This is a genomic window from Cytobacillus gottheilii (assembly GCF_018582665.1).
GTDB classification, from domain to species: Bacteria; Bacillota; Bacilli; order Bacillales; family Cytobacillaceae; genus Cytobacillus; species Cytobacillus gottheilii.
Window position 1 is genome coordinate 2,372,850 of sequence record NZ_CP071709.1, and the last position, 17,300, is coordinate 2,390,149.

Genomic DNA, 17,300 nt, shown 5'->3' on the forward strand with positions numbered 1-17,300 from the left:
TTGCTCACCAATGAGCAATTGTTTCAAAAATGTGTCCTACACACTGTTTATATAATTATTTTTATTAAAAAACTAACAAAACGCAAAAAGGAGATTAATACTATGACTTTAAAAGTTGTTTGCTACGGTGTTCGTGAAAATGAGGTAGAATATTTCAATAAATTAAATAAGTATAATTTTGATTTAACGCTTGTTCCTGAACTGCTTACTCATGAGAATATTGACACAGCTCAAGGAAAGGATGCAGTCTTATTAAGAGCAAATTGTAAGGCAGACAGACAAAATATCGAGAAAATGAAAAGTTTTGGTGTTAAATATTTGTTTACTCGTACTGTAGGCTATAGTCATATCGATCTTCAAGCTGCAGCAGAACACAATTTACCGATAGCATATGTACCTTCTTATTCACCAAATGCAATTGCTGAGCTGGCACTGACATTGGCTATGACATTATTAAGAAATACTGCTCATACAATTGAAAAAACTTCAAATAACGATTTTACTGTAGATACGAATATGTTCAGTAAAGAAATACGGAATTGCACAGTTGGAATGCTGGGCTTGGGCAAGATTGGTTTAACAGAAGCCAAATTGTTTAAAGGTCTAGGAGCTAAGGTTGTAGGATATGATGTATTTCAAAGTGAGGAAGCGAAGAAAACTGTTACCTTCTTAGAATTAGACGAATTATTATCAGTAAGCGATATTGTCAGTATTCATATTCCGTATATTGCAGGTCAAAATGGAAAAATGATTAATCATGATTTCTTGAACAAGATGAAGGATAAATCAATTCTCATAAATACTGCTCGTGGAGAATTGCAAGATAATGAAGCAATTTTAGAAGCATTAAAAAGTGGAAAGCTGCACGGCTTTGCTACTGACGTTTTTGAAAACGAAGAGAAAATCTTTTTTAAGAAATTTGACAATGATAATACAGATTTAGATTTTACTGTTAAAGAGTTAACTAGTTTATATCCAAGGGTCCTTGTTACCCCACACATTGGTTCTTACACAGATGAAGCATTAACAAACATGATTGAAACAAGCTACCTTAACTTTCATGAAATGATAACAACAGGGCAGACTAAAAACCTTGTGGAAATATCTGCAGTAAAATAAAAATTTCATTTAATTTAGGTAAACACTTATAATTAGGGTATAGGTATTACCTGAAATTAACTTGGCAGAAATCCATCAGAACTAGAGTTAACCCTAAATATTTTAAGCTGTAAATCTATTATCTAAAACAGCCGAACGCTCATGAAAATGTAACACCCCGTAAATGTTAGACACCAAACTAACATTTACGGGGTGTTTTTTAAAGGCAAGTTCAACTTGGCAGAGACAATAGATTTGTTATTAAGAAACTAGAAAAAAATACCTACTTATATGGTAAAATCAAATGTTCTCTATCAAAGTTAATAGAAAACACTGTGATTGGACGTCCAACCGTTAAATATTTTAACTCTTCAGTTAAATACCCTATTTCAGTTAGAAACTGTAAATATTTCTTTGTAGAAATTCTCGATAAACCAACTTGTTTCGCAATGTCGTCTGTAGAAAAGGTCTCATTATATTCCTTCATAGCTGCCAATACCTTTTTCATGGTAAGTCTTGATACTCCTTTTGGTAAGCTTGGTGGTCCTATGTTCTGATAACCAGCTGTATGAGAAGTGATTTCTCCATCTCCAATCAAGATTTGGTCCAGCATCGCTTGGTCAGTTTTTTTATGTTTGGTGATTAAATCATGGTATTGAAAAAACTTTTCGATCGCTAAGCTGAATCGCTTATACGTAAATGGCTTGATCAAAAAGTCAATGACACCGAAATCTAGCGCCTTCTTAATTGTTGCCATATCATGTGCTGCTGTAATCATAATAATGGGGATCGAAATTCCTTTTTGTCTAATGTCATGTAAGAAATCTATACCTGTCTCACCGTAAAGGTATACATCTAAAAGAATTAAATCTGGTATTTGCTTGTTAAGAATATTCCATAATTCCGGGATACTTTTAACGGAGGCAATAATCTCAAACTCAAACCGTTCCAAGTATTGATGGTTTATGTCTGAAACCATCGGGTCATCTTCTACAATAATAGCCTTCATTCTTGCCCACGTCCTTTTCGGTCATAGGGAACTTCAAGGCGGAAAACAGTTCCCACATCTACTATGGATTGAAGATCTACAATACCATTGTATTGTTTCACAATTGAACGTACAGCATCTAGACCATATCCTCTTGAACCGCCTTTTGTTGAAAATCCTCGTTCAAAAATTAAATCCATCAGTTCTTCACTAATGCCAACACCTGTGTCTTGTACTTCAATGATTATGACATTTTCATCTTCATTGTATCGAAGAAAAAAGTTAACTTGTTTATTTTTTGAATCAATTACAGCCTCCTTGGCATTATCTATTAAAACACCAATGGATAAAAGGAGATCATGGAGCATTTCCCCCATTTTCATATCAGCAAATAAACAATCTGGATCAATTTGTAAATGTACTCCTTGTTCTTTCAGTTCGCTCACTTTACCTAGTAAAAAGCCGGCAATTGCTGCACATTTAATTTTTTCAGTCACAAAACCGATTTCTCTATGATAATCAGCATCTAAAATTTGAATAAAACGAGTGACATCTTCATACTTTCTTAATTCAATCAAACCAAGAATTGTATGCAATTGATTCATAAATTTATGATTTTGAGCTCTCAGTGAATCAATATATTGTTCAGTACCACTTAACTCACGAATCAATTGCTGCATTTCTGATTGATCTCTAAGTGTGGCGACCGCTCCATAAACAGAATCTTTTATATACACTTGGCTAATATTCACAATAAATTCAAACTGATTAACAACTATAACTTGATTCAATACGGGTTGTCCTGATTCAAATACTTTTTTAAAGAAGACTTCAAAAATATCTGGATCCAGCTCACCACCTCCTATTGAATCTCCCGAAAATTCAGCGAGTTTCATTAATTTAATAAAATTCTTATTAGAAAGCAGAACTTTCCCTTCTGGAGTTACAGCTATAATACCCTCATTGACAGAGTCTATGATAATGTCTCGTTCCATTATATTTGCTACAATTTCCCTAGGTTCAAGGCCTAATAAAATATTCTTTAACTGCTGTGCCAAATAAATGGCTCCAATTAGGCCAACACACAAACCAATACTTAATCCAAAGTAGAGCCGTTTTTGTGCATCCCAAAGCTCCTGATTGACATTTTCTTGAATTATACCAGCACATACTACTCCTATTTGCTCTCCATCTTCATTCAATATCGGTGTAAAAAAACGGGTTCCTTCTCCTAAGATACCTACATTTCTAGAAAAATGCTCTTTTCCATTTAATGCCTTACTGGCATCCTCTGTATTTGAAAACTGCTTGCCAATATAATCTTCATCTGGATGTGAATAGCGAATAAGATCATTATCCAGCACCACAACAAAACTTAAATCAGTATCTTCAACAATTTGAGATGCATATCTTTGAATGTCAGAATCAGAAGACGGTTCAGTTAATCCATTTATTACTCTAGTATCTTTTGCAACAACTCTCGTAATATTTCTAATCTCCTCTGTCAAAACTTCACGCTCTCGGTCTGTAATATAATAATGAAGAAAAAGTGCCGATGAAACCAAGGACGCTAATACTGATATTAAAACCAGTAAGATCGTTAATTTTTTCAGTGAAAGCTTTGATATCCATTTATTATCTTTCATTAGCATGACCTCTTTTTGGGAGATGGTATTTCACACTTATTAACTATATCTATATTTGAATACTGAAACAACAGTTGTTATATATCTTTCAATAAAGAGTGAAATTTTTATGAACTTTTCAAAAACAGCAGAATGGAATAAAACTTTTAAAAAGAGTCAACTATTATTGGAATTTATTATTATCGTTTAAATAAGTTTTTATCCAGTTTATCAATATATTTTTATACAACTCAAACTTTTGAATGTATTCTAACTTCATTAAATTATCTTGTGAAAACCAATCAAACCAAAAGACTGCTGTATGTGCCAGCAGTCTTTTGGTTTGATTAAAGTAACTATTATTATTGAATACTCTTATTGTCTATTTCAAATCAAAGCCTTGCTTATTCACAAATTCCTTCATATACATTCTTGTTTGCTTTTCAAGCATTTGAGCCATTTGACTTGACCACGTATCAGATCTCTTGCCATTTGTACGTTTATTATAGTAATCAGAAATAAATTCGTCATAAATGGATAGCTGTTCTTTATAAGATGCAAGATCTTGATTATATTCATTTTCATGATAAACATGCTCATAAGGCAAACGCTGTTTTTTATCATTTTCTTGCATTGGGTAGCCAATCGTCATTCCGAATAAAGGAATGACACGTTTTGGCGTTTTCAATAATTCTGTTACAGCTTCTAAATTATTGCGGATCCCCCCGATGTAGCATATGCCAAGACCCATTGACTCAGCAGCAATTGCTGCATTTTGGGCGGCTAAAGCCGTATCAATTAAAGCTACCATGAACTTTTCGGTACTTTCTAGAGAAGGTAAAACTTCTTTCCCCTCTATTTCACCAATTAATTCATGACGAAAAAGGTCAGCACAAAAAACAAAAAAGTGACCATTCTTAGCTACATATTCTTGTCCACCTGTTAATTCTGCCAGTTTGTCTTTTTTTTGTTGATCAGTCACTCCAATAATAGAGTATGCTTGTATAAAGCTTGAAGTGGCGGCAGACTGAGCAGAAGTAACGATCGCTTCAATTTGCTCAGCAGATAGTGCCCTGTCTTCAAAAAGTCGAACTGAACGGTGGTTTTTAAGCAATTTAATGGTTTCGTTCATAATCATTTTCCTCTCTAAAATTAAATGACTAGATTCAGAGATATAATTTTCTGCTTACCGACTGGAGAATTTAAAGGGCATGCTTATATTAAGTGCAATTTCACATAATCCTAAATTATCCAAATAGTCAAATCTCTAATATTCTAATTGTATATCATTTTGTTATGATGCAAAATACTCCCGCGGTATTTGTTCAAAAATTGACATATTTCTATTTAGGATGACTTTGGTTCGTTATTTGCCATGACAACATTATTTGAGTTCATATAAGAATTCTGCAAGTAATTGCCCTCCATTATTCTACTATTAAATCAAAAGTCTGAAAGTTCAAAGTTTATTCAAGAAAGCAATTTTTTTGTTCATAAAAACAGCGGTATGTATGATATATTAACCTTTATTATATTGTTGAAGGGGAATAACAATGAATTTCATAGAAAAGTTTCAAACATTTACCATTTTAATTGCTGTAGGAATTGGCCTTTTATTAGGGCAGCTTTCTATCTCTGAAAACCATGCTGAAACGTTCATTCTGCCCTTTCTGCTGTTTATGTTATTTGGACTCTTTTTAGCGATTCCATTAAAAGGGCTAAAGAACGCATTTAGGAATATAAAGTTTCTGAGTACTAATGCTATTTTAAATTTTGTCTGGACTACCCTTTTAGCATGGGGATTAGGAGCGGTTTTCTTATGGGAGAACCCTCTTTATTGTTTCCGTAGTTTCTTCCCTTAATTTCTTTAATACCTTTGACGCCGTCAACTTTTAAAATCTCTTCTTTATAAAAATTCAGCTTATCTTCATCAAATCCATCAGACAATTCATGTGTCGCCTGTTTAAATATAGCCCAAACTGTTTTACATATTAATAGTCCTACGATGAAGGCTGTTACTGGGTCTAGCCAAGGCATTTTTAACTGGGAGCCGAAGATGCCAATCGCCGTTCCAATACTCACCCATGCATCTGATATATTATCTTACGCTGCCGACATCACAGCAGAGCTTTTGATCTTTAAGGCTAGATTTTTATTATAGCGGTAAACAAAATACATGATGACCGATGACACTAATCCAACGTATGCGGCCATGATATCTGGGGATTCTCCTTCCCCTTTAAACAAAGATGTTCCCGCATCAAATAGGACCTTCAAACCAACTGCCATCATAATAAAAGAGGCAACAATGGATGCAATTCCTTCACTTTTCCAATGACCGTATGTATGATTGGCATCCGGTGGCCTTTGAGCAGCCCTTAATCCTTAATCCAATTAATACAGCAGACGCAATAATATCCGTTGTATTATTCAGCCCATCTGCTTTTAGGGCTGCTGAATCGCTTAAATAACCTGCCACTAGCTTATATATAGACAAGATATAAGCAACTAAACTAATAATTGCTCCTCTTTCCCCTAATTTCAAACCTTTATATTTTTGTTCCTCCATCCAATCAACTCCCTGGTAACACTAAATCTTATAGTAACAACCAGGCTTTGTGTGGGTCTAGAGATACCTTTTTGACCGATTATATAAAATATAGGAGAAGGTAAATAAGTTGGATAAGGCAAAATTTCATTATTTTCGTTTAATTGTTTTATAAAGATAAACAATCTGCCTGTATGATTCGTTCTTGTCCCTTTTGTAAAAAGAAGAGGATGTTTTTGGCTTATTTCAAATGTAAAAAATAAGTGATTTCCACGGAGGGCGATGCGGATCCTTCTAGTCCTGGGTGCTCCCGCTCCTTCAGCAGAACATTGATTAAACTCCAATATAACAACTTTAATTAGAGGAGATGAAAAATAAAAACGCTGCCTAATCAGCAGCTGGATTTTGCAATAGATATTTTTTTATCAGTATGCAGGGATATGAAAAGCCTCTTATTTAGTTTTCAACTAAATTGCACTAGCTGGCAGTATTATTACATTTTTGGTGCTGTCAGATGCTGGTCAAATAAGTCTATAATTTCTATAAATCTCTCTGCTTCTCTAAACGTATGGTCTGCTAGAAGGGGGTGAATATTGCTTTTAATTCGGCATGCTTCTATCAAATCTCTTGCTGTTTTCTTAAAATCTCTTAATGAGGCAACCGAAATTCTATTTTGATCAAGAAATTGATCCAGAATTGGCACTGTTTCAGATTGCGGCCTCATGGAGTCTAGATCAACTGCCTGGAATACTAATTGATCAAAATCATGACTGAATTCATTGGCTTGTTCGACTAGTTTTCTTTCGGATGGGTCTAGGAGATGTCCGATAAATTTGGCATGATCAGCCATAATTTTCAAGAAAAATAAATTTTCCTGGATAATTTTATCCGGCGCTGGTGCAAGTTTTCCCTGGTTAAGCTCTTTTAACCTGTTTGCAAAATAGGCAGCTTCTCTGCTAACATGGTCAACTAATAATGGAAAGTTATTCGTTCTGATTTCACAGCGCAAAGTTAACCCTAATACTTTTCTCTTATAAGCCCAAATCGATACAGCTGCCTGATAAACCTCATTGTTAAAGGCTTGTATCTGGCGGATATCTGTATTGACAGTAAACTTCGCCAGCCTTTCCTCAATCCGTTCAAACAGTGTAATAAACTGCTGAGCTTCTTCTATTAATTGCTGCTGTTCATAAGTAAAACCAAGGCTTAAAAACAATGCATGCTCCTTCATAATCCTTGACCAAAACTGAATTTCATCAAGTGACCTAGCCACAATTGGATTTGCCACAACATCCACCCCTTATAAAGACTTCACATCCATTATATTTGTGTGGATTTGTCCATATTCTTTTGATTCATCATGTTTTTTTCTTATTTTCCGAATTAATAAGCAGTAACATTTTATATCGGCTTATAAATGATGCTCACTTTAATAGTGCGAGTATATATTTAATAGGATCGCCTTGTATCATCATGAGATTTTCGATTATCACTATACCTCTCATCTATTCATATAGCTTTAATACCTCTTGCTGCGGCCACTTAGTGGCATTATTCGTCTCCATAAAGTAATCTAATTGCCACTTTTGTGTTTCAATAGCTTGTTTGCCTGTCGGGTGATCCCATCTAGGATATACTCTTATGGCCATTTTTCCTTTAACAGAAGCTGTTTTGAGGATTTTCTGTTTTAAAAGAACTTCTTTTGGAAACACAAACTGGCCGAATCTATTAGCAGTAAAGGTATTAATCACCAATAAATCGGCCGCTTTTTCATATGAAAAAGCCTGATTAAAAAATGCCTCATCTTTTACCCAAGTGGAAACAAAATGTCCAAGCTTTTTAGGAGTTTCTTTTGCCACCCTGAATCGGACAGATTTACTGTTCAGATCGAAGATGCCAGCACCATACTCTGCATTTTGAGCTTCCTCTCTTGCATTTTTTATAACTAAATGATTGGGTTCATAAATATTTTCATTAATAAAGTTTAAAATTTCAAAAAAAGAATTCATTCTATTCACTCCCTTCTTCTAATTCTTTTAGAAAAGGTCTTCTAATTTGTACTATATTTAATTCTACGATATCCTAAAATACAAATATACGTCCCTATAAATACAAACAAAAAAGCCTAACTAGCCAAAACATAAGTTAGGCTTTTCTATATAAAAATTCAGTATTTCTCTCAAAGAGATGTATTAAACAATAATATCTCTTTGATCAATATTCTTTATAGACATGTATGCGATTATAAATCCAACTAACGAAAGAGTAATAGGGATAAAAATAATCGAATACAATGTAAATCCATTTATATTCTGACAAACAATAATAGAAACAAAGATGGACGAAACGATTGTAGCTGGAACAGAGTATTTCTTTAAACCGAAATAAAGCGGAATTAAGCTAATAAAGCTTGCAGCCAGTGCATTCATGACCATAACGCCAAGATAGCTGATAATCTCTGCCACACTAATAGACTGGGGTAAAATGTCTGTATACATATTAAACAAGTAAAAACCGCTGACCACAAACATAAAGGAGAAAACAATTGCTAAAAATGTAAAGATCACCGTCACAAGCAATTTGGCAATCAGTATTTTCTTTCGTTTGATCGGATACATAAAAAGAACATTAATGGTCTTATTCTTAAACTCGCTTATTACCAATTGTGACAGCAAAACAGCCGCAAAGATGATAAATGTGGCTCTTATGAGTGTTTCGATGATTTGTATCGCCGTATAATCATCTGTCATGACGATATTTCCCTCAAGTGTTTCCACATATACAATGAGACAAATAAGGATCAGAATAACTGCATTGGCAATCAGCGCACCTGATATATATTTTGTCAGTCCAAACTTCTGCATTTCCAATTTCATCAGTTTAAGCACTGATCCCGCCTCCATTCATTAAAGTAAAGAAGTAATCCTCTAACGAACTGCTCTTATAATAAATCGACTCAATCACTGCTCCATGCTTTAATAGCGCTTCTGAAATAACATCTTGAGGGATACTTAAATCATAAATGCGGATAGTCATTGGACTCAGCATCTTGATATTGGTTATGTTTAAATGATGCTCCAAAATCGAAGTCGCTTTTCTGGTATTATTTGTCATGATTTCAATATAGTCTTTATTCTTTTCTCGTATTTTTTCCATTTCAATTTCTTCAATTAGTTTTCCCTCAATAATAACGCCAATTTTATCTGCTATCTGTTCGATTTCTGCTAAGATATGGCTGGAAATCAATATGGTTATGCCATATTCTTTATTAAGCTTTTTTAACAAATTCCGGATTTCTTGAATGCCTACAGGATCTAATCCATTGATCGGCTCATCCAATATGAGCAATTCAGGTCTTGTTACAATTGCCCGGGCAATTGCTAATCTTTGCTTCATTCCCAAAGAAAATTCTTTTACTGGCTGTACTCCGCTGTTCATCAGCTTCACAATCTCCAACGATTCGTCAATGGCATTCTTATTGTGATAGCCCATATATTCACAGTGAATTTCTAAATTTTTTCTTGCACTCAGCTTTTCATAAAAGACCGGCTGTTCAATGATGGACCCTATCTTGCCTAAAATCTGATAGGATTCAGCAGTTAGCGGGCTGCCGAATAAACGAATTTTCCCCATGGTCGGTTTAATTAAATTAGCAGCCATCTTCATCACAGTCGTTTTTCCCGCTCCGTTTGGCCCGAGAAAACCATAGATCTCGCCTTTATTCACCGTCATATTCACATTTGAGACAACCTCTTTTTCATGAAAAACCTTTGTTAGCTGACGTGTTTCTATTATTGTCTTCATACATCTTCTCCCCTTTCCTTCACGATCTCGGTCTGATTATTTCTAGTCATTGATTTTTCCCAGATAATAGTAATGATCATTGTCACCACAATAAAAACAGAGCTTAGAATAAACGGATATATCCTATTTACATCATAAACGACTCCAGCAATGGCTGGACCAAGGATGTTGCCGACACTCATATAGGCATTGTTCAAGCCCATTGCAAACCCTTGTTGCTCTCCTGCCAGCTTTGAAATTAGTGCATTAACAACAGGTCTCAAAATCGATGTTGCCAGAAAGATGAGTAAGGTAATAACGAAAAATAGCTCATATTGATTTACTAGCAGCGATAGAAAAAAGCTCACGGCAGCCAGACCTAAAAAGAAATGAATCGTTTTATATTCTCCAAATTTCCTCACCATTTTTTCAACAAAGAGCAATTGTACAATGACACTGACTAATCCTGTCGAAGTAATCATGACTGCAATTTGCTGTGGAGAGGCTTCAAATCTGCTTTCCATAAAGAGCGAAAGTACAGATTCATATCCTACTAATCCAAAACTCATAACCAGTGAGATGAGAAGGGGGATAAAATAAGGCAGTTTAACTGACAGCACTAATTTTGCATGCAATGACTCTTTAGGCTGCATTTCTTTCGGTGATTCATGTTCCTGTTTCTTGCTTTCTCCCAATAAAATAAAGGAAAATATGACTGCTGCGGCTGAGCCTATTGCTGCAGCTAAAAATGGCATTTTCAGTCCGGCACTTGCAAGAAAACCACCGATCCCAGGCCCTATCACGATTCCAAGCGACATGGCAGCCGATATCAAACTATGGCCTTTTGCACGCTGTTCGACTGTTGTGATATCAGCTATATAAGCAAAAATGGCCGGAATCAGCATAGCGGCACCTAGGCCGCCAATGGCACGTGAAAGATAATGAATCCAAATCAGGTCTGTCATATAAAACACAACCATCGAAAAAGACAATATCCCTAATCCATAAATGATGATTTTCCGTCTTCCGTATTGATCGGCCCACTTTCCCGCTAATGGAGAAAACAATAATTGCGAACCAGCAAAAAATGCGATCAGCAGCCCTGCTGCCGTTCCACCCTGATGAATGGAATGCAAGTATTCTGGCAAAATCGGAATAATGATTCCAAAGCTTGCATTTGCAATAAACATATTAAACATTAAAATAACCAGTTTTCTCTGCGCATCTCCAGACATACAAACTGCCCCTTTCTGTGTATCCTGATTACAGTGTAAGGAGCAAAGTTTCTTTTTCCATTCGTTAATTCTTAAGAATTTCTTAAGTTTTAAAATGACTGATTAAAATGATGCTGAACTTCCGATCGTTTGACTGAGAAGGAAAAGACTGTTTTTTTCCAAGGTTGGCTTGTGATTTGAATGGTGCCTCCCAATTTTTCTACGAGACGCTTGGTTATCGTGAGTCCAAGGCCGCTGCCTTGATACGACTTATTCCGTGAATCCTCGAGCGTATACATCCTTTCAAAAACCATGTCCTGGAACGGCTCTTTAATGCCTTTGCCTTTATCCCATACATCGATATAAATATCGTCTGGTGTTTGTCTGATCTCTAATCCAACAGCCATCCCATCCCCGCCATGTGTGATGGCATTTGATATAAGATTATTTAAGACCCGTTTCAATGCTTCTTCATTCCCCATCACATATATCGGCTGCTCTGGAATTTCAAAATGAACTTCAATGCCTTTTTTGCTGAAGATATCATAATATTCCAGCAGACTTTTCTGGCAGATATCATTTAATTTAATGTTTGTGATCGGAATCTCCTTATCTCCTGACTCTAATTTGGCTAAATCGAAAAATTTATCAATAAGGGTAATGACCTCAACAGATTTATTATGAATTTTCGCCAGCAGCACGTTCCGTTCTGCCGGATCCAATTCAGCATCCATTTGTACCATTTCCACATACCCTAACGTCACCGTTAAAGGCGTTTTTAAATCATGCGAGATATTCGAAATCATTTTTTTCATCGACGATTTGGTGCTCGTATAATTAGCTAAAGCAGTTTTATGCTTTTCTAACAACTCATTTAAATCCATCGTTAGCTCGATCAATTGCTGTTCATCTGTAAAAAGCAGCAGCACTTCATCTGATGATGATTCGCTGATGATTCCGCGCAATTTCTTATGCAGCTCCTGCAATTGTTTAGTACGTTTTTTGTTTAAATGGTATTGAAATAAAATCATACCTGTTAAAACGACAGTCGTAAGGATGAACAAAATGATCATGTTAATGACTCACCCATTTGTAACCAATTCCCCATAATGTTTGTAAATATTTCGGATTAGAGGGCTCTTCTTCAACTTTTTCTCTTAATCTCCGAATATGGCCATTTATCACATTATCATTGCCAAGATAGTGTTCCTGCCAAACAAGGCTATACAAATCATCTTTCGTAAAAACACGGTTTTGGTTTGTGAGAAACAGCTTCAGCAGCTCAAACTCCTTGGATGTCAGTTTAATTTCTTCGTTTTCCTTATGTACAGAATAATTATTTAAATCCGCCGTAAAAAGTCCAAAAGACACGACTTGATTATATATTGGTTCTGAATTGCCGGCATATTTTGTTACCCTTCGAATGCTTGATTTAATTCTTGCTGAAAATTCAACAAGCGAAAAGGGTTTTGCCAGATAATCATCAGCACCAAATCCCAATCCCAAAGCTTTATCCACATCCGTATCTTTAGCAGAAATGATTAAAATGGGTACAGTGCTTCTCTCCCGGATCATTTTAATCGCTTCAATTCCATCCAATTTCGGCATCATAATATCAATCACAATTAAATCTATCTCTTCCTTCTGAAAAAGGGCCAGTCCCTCTTCTCCATTAAAAGCGGTCAATACAAAATACCCTTCCTTCAATAAAAATTTTTCTAACATTTCACTGATCGAAGGGTCATCATCAATAAGCAATATGCGGTGTGACATTTTATCCTCCCTTGTTCACTTCTGTTTTTTTGAGCAAACGATTCAGCTGGTTCGGCTGAAAAAAAGCCGAACTATACAAAAAGTATAATTAGGCTCTTTTTGTTATTATACTAAAGACCGCATTCTTTAAATCGGTTTATCATGTTTCCCTCTTAAAAAACCACCATCAATAAATCTCAACCAAATGATATGGTCAAATCGCCAAAAGCCAATGGGTATCCTTGCATCTCTCATCAAACTAAAACCAAATAGGAATAAGATAATTTTTAAAATGACCGGTTTTTATGTAAAAGAAGGTAGATGACTGTGATTAAAAGAAGACCAGGTGTAAACCGAATTGAATATTCAAAGATTTGTTCCCTATCGTTCCCCTTTTAGGCATGCCCACCTATTACTTTGAAAATGGATGTATGCATTCAACCCAGGCTATAGAAATGGTCTACTCTCCGAACACAAATAAAACGATAAAAGTAACGAAAAAGATAACAAGAAACAAAGCTAACGCATATAAAATGAAGGTTATTTCCTTTTCAAATTCGGTTCCAAAACAAACAATCCTTTCTTTATGATCAGTAAAAGTAACTCTTAGTAGATTTTTTGTTCTTCATTACTACTACCTTATCATGATACATGGCGAATCTTTTGAAAAAATTCGGCTTGTCCACTTCTTCAAAATGCCGATTCCATTTAAACATTTTAAAGAAAATCTTTATAGTAGATTTATAGTGTGATTTCTCAATATGCAATTTCTTCCGCAAAAACCTTTTCATGATTCGGTACGTTCGTGTTGAATATGCTGGTCTAAAAAAACAATAACTTCTGAAAGCTGAAAACTAGGAGAAAACCACTCTTCATTATGAACACCTTCAATGATCCAGCTATCGGAATGAACAATTGTATTTATTAATTCTTCTCTTTCTTTCTCCGTTCTTCTACTATCACCTGACTTATTTCTGATCCAAACTACCTTATCTAACTCGTAGTTCGGAATATTGTACTTTAATGATATTTCTTTGGCTAAAGTAGTTTTTCCGCTGGCTACTGAACCAATAATATGTATTTTTGGGGTATAGGCTTTTTCAACTCACTCCCACCTTAAAACGGTATATATTTACATATTCTATATTTAGGGAAGTTTTCCTCTTACTATGATATTTTTTGTGTATGCTTGATAAAGAGATGTAAAAACATTTTATTCCCACGTTTATTAAGATAGTATTCTAACAGCAAATCTACTCTGTTGCGTACAGCTGGATTAAAATAGTTATGTTTCTCCTCATGACAACTCCATATAACTGAACTGAGTAAATGCATCATCATGTGCTGCTTGCTGCACTTTCATTTTCTTTTTGCGCATTAGGTCCTTTACCTCTTTTATTGTAAGCTTAAAAGCGGTTCCACCATTTTTAGTAATTTTTCTGTCATTTTTCCAAAGAATGAAAAAAACCTTATTTCTAAGGCTTTCTAGTTTAACTACTATTGGGTCACTCATCATAAAACAAGCTGCCGTCCCTTTGACGTTCAGCAGCTTTGTTTATTCTGCATACTTATTTTCCGTTATATTAGATTAATGCATTCCATGAATGCTTGCTAATTCTAACGGATCTGCATGTTAAGTGACTTTATTCCATGAATTATTAATTTATTTCTTCTATAGAAATTTTCACCAACTCCATTTAGAGCTTGTCAAAAATTCAATAAAAGTCATTTTTTCTGCTGCCAGTAATTCATCTGTACATGCTGAACTTGAACTGTAGCTTTTATCGTGTAGTTCCTTATACGTTGTTTCTTCAAGATAGTTCGTAGCACCTGATTCTTCAAAACACGGCGGTGCAATATATGTACCCGTATTATGATCGATAATCATTCTTGTATCACCAGGAGGATTAAAGGTAAACGGAATATAAAATAAGATTACAATTGCTAAAACTAAAATAATACTGATTATCCTTATAATTTTCATTATCTATTCCCTTCAAAGCTATTAGTATCGTTTACTTATAAGAATTTGCTAAGGCCATAATATCTCTGTTCATAAGGAACATTATGAATTTCCCCTCCTGTCTGCCCCACTATAAACTCGCAATATAATGAGAAAAGCTGGATTGACCGCAGCAAAAATCACTTACAATCTGAGAAACTGTTTTTGCTTTGTCTTTAACCTTGCATATTCTCAACTCTTATATTAGAAATAACTAATATATGTGTCAATTGTGAGTACGCAAAAGAATAATTTATTATGAAAAGCTTTGCTGCCATGTTCTGCAGCAAAGCTTTTCTAAGTTATGGTGGAACGGGGCTAAATAACAATCCTTTTTTAAAAATTTTATCAAGCTTTTTTTCTAAGCAACATTCACTTTTGTTAAAAATCAACTTTAGTCAATATGTATAAAATAATTAATTAAATTGTAGCGTTTTTAATTTATAAAAGAGCCAATTTGTTTATAAATTTGCCATATGAACATATTAAATCTTATTAGTATTCTTCGTGAATATCACTACTGTAATTAACTTAAAACACCATTACCTGGAGTTTAGGTAAATGGTGCTTTTTATTTATATCTAATTTAAAAGTTCTCTTAATAAAACCTAATATATACGCCTAAAGCAATCAATGATACGACTATTACAACTGCATAAATGATCGTCAGATTGGCTGTATTCCTTTTAGTTGATTGACGATAATTCTCATCACTTTTTCTTGTTAAAATTAAGGTTCCAATTAATGAAAGAACTAATATTAAAATAACAATTGCAATTAAAAATTCCATATCCCACCTCTTTATAATTACTATACCATTTACTCTGAGCGATTTGTATTCCCTTTCATGGAATCTCAGGTTCTTTAAAGAGTTGGATGCTGAAAATCTCTTTGACTTTTTGCTTATCTGGCGTAAGCAGCCTGCAGAAATTCTCATGTATTTAATGTGTTTATTGAAGAATCTTATCATTTCAAGGGGAATTTCAAGCTGAAGTGTTAGAGTTAAAGATTGATAACAAAATAAAAAAGCCTAATTTTAGCTTAGGCTTTTACACTTTTTATTTTAGATATTCATGTTACATATATTATATAAGGCTACCTTGTCGCCTTGGCTTTGGTTAGCCAATGATTGTTTCGTTCGTTTCTGCCTGAAGTTTATTTATTAAACGACAGATGTTTTCTACTGTAAAAGTCAGATTCTTTTCTCCTTCTTTTAAAGCTTCTTCTAATTGAACCGCACCTTTTAATATACCAAAAATGGAAGTAAATCCTGTATCATAAAGAGGTTCCACCCCTTCACCAATTTTACCTGCTACAGCAAAGACTGGAATATTATATTTTTTTGCAATAGTTGCGACTCCATATGGTGTTTTCCCGAATATGGTTTGAGAATCAATACTTCCTTCACCAGTAAAGACATAGTCTGCGTCTTTTATATGCTCTTCTAACCCCGTATATTCTATAACGAGTTCAATGCCTTTTTTTAATCTGGCATTTAAAAAAGCTAATAGTCCACCACCTAGGCCACCTGCTGCACCTGCTCCTTCCATATGAGCAATATCCAGATTAAGTTCCCTTTTCACTAGCTCTGCAAAATGAGCAAGGTTTCGGTCTAGAATTTCAACTGTTTCTGGTGTTGCTCCTTTTTGAGGTCCAAAAATAGCAGATGCCCCATTAGATCCAATTAACGGATTGCTTACATCACAAGCCACATCAATCTGAACTTCTTTTATTCTGCTGTCTAATCCACTGATATCAATTTCAGCTAATAGGTCAAGTGCACCGCCGCCGTATGGCAGCTCTTTGCCATTTTGATCTTTAAAAGAAACACCTAATGCCTGCAGCATTCCTGCACCCGCATCGTTTGTTGCACTGCCGCCAATTCCTATTAAAATTCTCTTTACTCCTGAGTCAAGGGCATGCTTGATCAGCTGTCCTGTTCCATATGTTGTTGTAATTAAAGGATCTCGCTCTTGCGATGAAATTAATTCTATTCCACTCGCACTTGCCATCTCGATCACGGCAATTTCACCATGGTCAATGATTCCATATTCAGCTGTTACCGCTTCACCTAATGGACCTACCACTTCAACTTTCACGATATCTCCATCTGACATCGATGTTAGTGACTCAACCGTCCCTTCTCCTCCATCAGCCATAGGAACAATTGTACATACTGCGTCAGGAAAAATTGCGTGTATTCCTGATTCAATCGCAGTAGCAGCTTTTTTCGCCGACATACTTTCTTTGAATGAGTCAGGCGCTATTACAAACTTCATAATCATCGTTC

Annotated in this window: 15 protein-coding genes and 2 pseudogenes; 2 read left to right on the forward strand and 15 right to left on the reverse strand. The window is 35.0% G+C overall.

The window, feature by feature from the left end; all coding sequences use genetic code 11:
• Nucleotides 1-102: 102 nt before the first annotated feature.
• The gene (locus tag J1899_RS11715; RefSeq protein ID WP_214473848.1) at nt 103-1,119 is read left to right on the forward strand and encodes an NAD(P)-dependent oxidoreductase; all 1,017 of its coding nucleotides are present in this window, start codon (nt 103-105) and stop codon (nt 1,117-1,119) included.
• Between the two features lie 262 nt (nt 1,120-1,381).
• On the opposite strand, the gene J1899_RS11720 is transcribed toward J1899_RS11715, so the two are convergent.
• From J1899_RS11720 to nfsA, 3 genes are all read right to left on the reverse strand, one after another.
• A complete protein-coding gene (locus tag J1899_RS11720) occupies nt 1,382-2,107 on the reverse strand; it encodes a response regulator (protein ID WP_066445499.1) in 726 nt (241 codons plus the stop codon).
• Entirely contained in the window at nt 2,104-3,732 is a 1,629-nt protein-coding gene (locus J1899_RS11725; RefSeq protein WP_151572394.1) for an ATP-binding protein, read from the reverse strand. Before J1899_RS11725 ends, J1899_RS11720 begins: the two co-directional genes overlap by 4 nt.
• A gap of 361 nt (nt 3,733-4,093) precedes the next feature.
• On the reverse strand, nt 4,094-4,843 hold the full coding sequence (nfsA, locus tag J1899_RS11730) for an oxygen-insensitive NADPH nitroreductase (RefSeq protein WP_066445486.1): 750 nt from the start codon (nt 4,841-4,843) through the stop codon (nt 4,094-4,096).
• Between the two features lie 421 nt (nt 4,844-5,264).
• Here nfsA and J1899_RS22815 point away from each other — a divergent pair.
• Nucleotides 5,265-5,543, forward strand: a pseudogene (locus tag J1899_RS22815) (arsenic resistance protein); the annotation flags it as partial.
• A 1-nt stretch (nt 5,544) separates the two neighbouring features.
• Here the strand turns inward: J1899_RS22815 and J1899_RS11735 are convergent.
• The 12 genes and pseudogenes from J1899_RS11735 to J1899_RS11790 form a co-directional block, all read right to left on the reverse strand.
• A pseudogene (locus J1899_RS11735) lies at nt 5,545-6,280 on the reverse strand (cation diffusion facilitator family transporter); the annotation flags it as partial.
• 472 nt (nt 6,281-6,752) lie between these two features.
• Nucleotides 6,753-7,547, reverse strand: a complete 795-nt coding sequence (locus J1899_RS11740) for a DUF2935 domain-containing protein (protein WP_214473851.1) — start codon at nt 7,545-7,547, stop codon at nt 6,753-6,755.
• A gap of 217 nt (nt 7,548-7,764) precedes the next feature.
• Nucleotides 7,765-8,268, reverse strand: coding sequence for a MepB family protein (locus J1899_RS11745; protein ID WP_214473853.1), 504 nt, complete (start codon nt 8,266-8,268; stop codon nt 7,765-7,767).
• A 183-nt stretch (nt 8,269-8,451) separates the two neighbouring features.
• The gene (locus J1899_RS11750; protein WP_240056525.1) at nt 8,452-9,147 is read right to left on the reverse strand and encodes an ABC transporter permease; all 696 of its coding nucleotides are present in this window, start codon (nt 9,145-9,147) and stop codon (nt 8,452-8,454) included.
• Nucleotides 9,140-10,063, reverse strand: a complete 924-nt coding sequence (locus J1899_RS11755; protein WP_214473860.1) for an ATP-binding cassette domain-containing protein — start codon at nt 10,061-10,063, stop codon at nt 9,140-9,142. The genes J1899_RS11750 and J1899_RS11755 overlap by 8 nt, the downstream gene beginning before the upstream one ends.
• Complete coding sequence (locus J1899_RS11760) at nt 10,060-11,277, reverse strand: MFS transporter (RefSeq protein ID WP_214473863.1); 1,218 nt, start codon at nt 11,275-11,277, stop codon at nt 10,060-10,062. The genes J1899_RS11755 and J1899_RS11760 overlap by 4 nt, the downstream gene beginning before the upstream one ends.
• Before the next feature lie 89 nt (nt 11,278-11,366).
• Complete coding sequence (locus J1899_RS11765; RefSeq protein WP_214473867.1) at nt 11,367-12,329, reverse strand: sensor histidine kinase; 963 nt, start codon at nt 12,327-12,329, stop codon at nt 11,367-11,369.
• A 1-nt stretch (nt 12,330) separates the two neighbouring features.
• Nucleotides 12,331-13,029 (reverse strand): response regulator transcription factor, encoded by a 699-nt coding sequence (locus tag J1899_RS11770; RefSeq protein ID WP_066445477.1) that lies wholly within the window; start codon nt 13,027-13,029, stop codon nt 12,331-12,333.
• A 1,276-nt stretch (nt 13,030-14,305) separates the two neighbouring features.
• Complete coding sequence (locus tag J1899_RS11775) at nt 14,306-14,524, reverse strand: hypothetical protein (protein WP_066445464.1); 219 nt, start codon at nt 14,522-14,524, stop codon at nt 14,306-14,308.
• 168 nt (nt 14,525-14,692) lie between these two features.
• Entirely contained in the window at nt 14,693-14,992 is a 300-nt protein-coding gene (locus tag J1899_RS11780; protein ID WP_066445461.1) for a hypothetical protein, read from the reverse strand.
• Between the two features lie 616 nt (nt 14,993-15,608).
• Entirely contained in the window at nt 15,609-15,800 is a 192-nt protein-coding gene (locus J1899_RS11785; protein ID WP_066445458.1) for a hypothetical protein, read from the reverse strand.
• A 328-nt stretch (nt 15,801-16,128) separates the two neighbouring features.
• Nucleotides 16,129-17,289: a glycerate kinase family protein gene (locus J1899_RS11790; RefSeq protein ID WP_066445455.1), complete on the reverse strand. Its 1,161-nt coding sequence runs from the start codon at nt 17,287-17,289 to the stop codon at nt 16,129-16,131.
• Between the last annotated feature and the right edge of the window lie 11 nt (nt 17,290-17,300).